Raw genomic sequence first — 1,905 nt, forward strand, 5'->3', positions numbered from 1 at the left:
ATCAACAATTTGTTCAACATCCCTGGTGGAACAATCAAAGCGGTTGGAAACATCTGCTCAATAATCTGCGTTTAATTATCCAACCATTAATTTGTTTCAACTGGCTCAAGCGATGGTTAGAGGTGTTCCCTATCACTCCATTGCAGTTTGGCTTTAAGCGACTCATCAGTAAGATGAATTGCTTTGTGTGTCCCATCGTGCATCAGCTCAACTTTCAATTTAGATTTTCTTCTGCCTAAAGTGATAAAAGAGGGATAAATAAGCCATCACCTTCGGTTTTGTCTATTTGTTCTAGGGCGGTAATTGGATCGCGGGCAGACGGCAGGGAGCCGCGCCAGTCGGTCAGAGGTTGAAAACCATCGGCGACATCCCAAGTTAAACAGGGGCGTTGGGTGCGTTCGCAAACGATTTTTACAGCAGCTAGAACTCGTTCCTCTTCTGGTGTCACTAAGACGAGGAGGGTAAAGCGCGCTCTCAAATAGATATCTAACTCTTGCTCAAAGGACATTATCGGTTCCGGATATTTATTTTCAGTTCCAAAACAGAAAATAATCTTTTTCCGCTTTTTAGATTAAATCGAGATGTTATCGATTTCTAAGGGTAATTACACTGAAGTTTAAAACTTATCTAACAAAAGTTTCAGTACAATCACTATTAAAGCTTTTATGTCTAATAATTCAAGACCGCACGTAAGGAGTATGCAACAAACTCGCAGTCTTACGTTTAGCCGTCTTTTCCCTTCTGTCATACCGCGCGGTAGTCACGGGACTAGCATGACCTAATAACTGTTGCACTGTAATAATTATCTACGCCTGCATCAACCCTAATCATGAGTCTAGATACAAACTAGAACTATCTGTCGGTCGCGCGTGAAGATATCGTCCAGTAGTGGCAATGTTAGCATGACCCAAAGTTTCCTTGACCAAATGAACTGGAGCGCCACGATCCATTGCATGGCTTGCATGGGCGTGTCTCAGCCAATGAGGGCTAATAACCTCGGCGATTGCTGGTTCTAGTCCTGGTACTCTTTGAGCCGCAGCTTTGACAATTCTATTTACCTGCAATTGGCTTAAATGTCCTTGCTGTCTGCGGCTAATAAATACTGGTTCTTCCAGTACCGCCGTACCTCGCAGAAATTGCAATTCCTGCCATAAGTTAGGAGGCAGCTTGATTGCCCGTGTCTTGCCACCCTTGCCATACACCAATACTTGCCCTCCCCCTTCTCGCACTTGCAGCGATGACCATTGCAACTGCGTTATTTCTGATACCCTTAATCCAGCAATATACATCAGTTTCAACAACACCCGATTACGCAGATTTAGTTCGAGTCCAATCATAGTTTGCACTACCCATTCAGGTAAAATACGCTCTGCTAAACAGTCCTTGATTTTGGGAAGAGCGATTGCTCCGGCGGGATTGGCTTTAAGCAACCCAGTTTTTTGATGAGCAAAAGTAAAAAGAGATTTAATTGCCGCGATCGCCCTCGACTGAGAAGAAACCGCCAAAATACTCTGACTTAGTGCCGTTGCATACCCTTGGACATCAGCCAGGGTTATTAACTCAATAGGTTTATCGACAATCCCCAAAAACTTCAGAGCTTCACGACGATAGTAACGTTGAGTATGGGGTGACTTGCCGTGCAGCCATAAGTCGAGCAAGCCCGCTGTGGGCGTAAAAGCGACATCAAACCTAGAAATTGCCGTAATGGGAGTTAAACTCATATCTTGCACCTAACGAAAAATCAATTTTTTGAAATATCCTAATTTTTTAAGTGATCACCTTGAGAAAGTGAAAAGTATAATTCAAGCACGGCTCAGCCTGAAAGCAATTTAACTTAAACGCCTATTTTGTATGAATTTGGGCTTGGTGCAAAATTTGAGATAGATATCTAATCTGCTTTGACCA

At 43.1% G+C, this 1,905-nt stretch carries 2 protein-coding genes and 1 pseudogene; 1 reads left to right on the top strand and 2 read right to left on the bottom strand.

The features are described from left to right. Window positions 1-239 (top strand): annotated as a pseudogene (locus AC2VE5_RS26495) (IS701 family transposase); the annotation flags it as partial. Here AC2VE5_RS26495 and AC2VE5_RS26500 read toward each other — a convergent pair. Beyond that, window positions 236-508: a hypothetical protein gene (locus AC2VE5_RS26500; RefSeq protein ID WP_486890529.1), complete on the bottom strand. Its 273-nt coding sequence runs from the start codon at window positions 506-508 to the stop codon at window positions 236-238. The pseudogene AC2VE5_RS26495 and the gene AC2VE5_RS26500 sit on opposite strands and share 4 nt — an antisense overlap. Window positions 509-827: 319 nt before the next feature. Then, on the bottom strand, window positions 828-1,721 hold the full coding sequence (locus AC2VE5_RS26505) for a tyrosine-type recombinase/integrase (protein ID WP_486890531.1): 894 nt from the start codon (window positions 1,719-1,721) through the stop codon (window positions 828-830). Between the last annotated feature and the right edge of the window lie 184 nt (window positions 1,722-1,905).

This window comes from Aliterella sp. E5.1 (assembly GCF_057473825.1).

Coding starts and splice junctions, on each gene's coding strand:
- AC2VE5_RS26500 (WP_486890529.1), bottom strand. CDS start 508: ATGTCCTTTGAGCAAGAGTTAGATATCTATTTGAGAGCGCGCTTTACC.
- AC2VE5_RS26505 (WP_486890531.1), bottom strand. CDS start 1,721: ATGAGTTTAACTCCCATTACGGCAATTTCTAGGTTTGATGTCGCTTTT.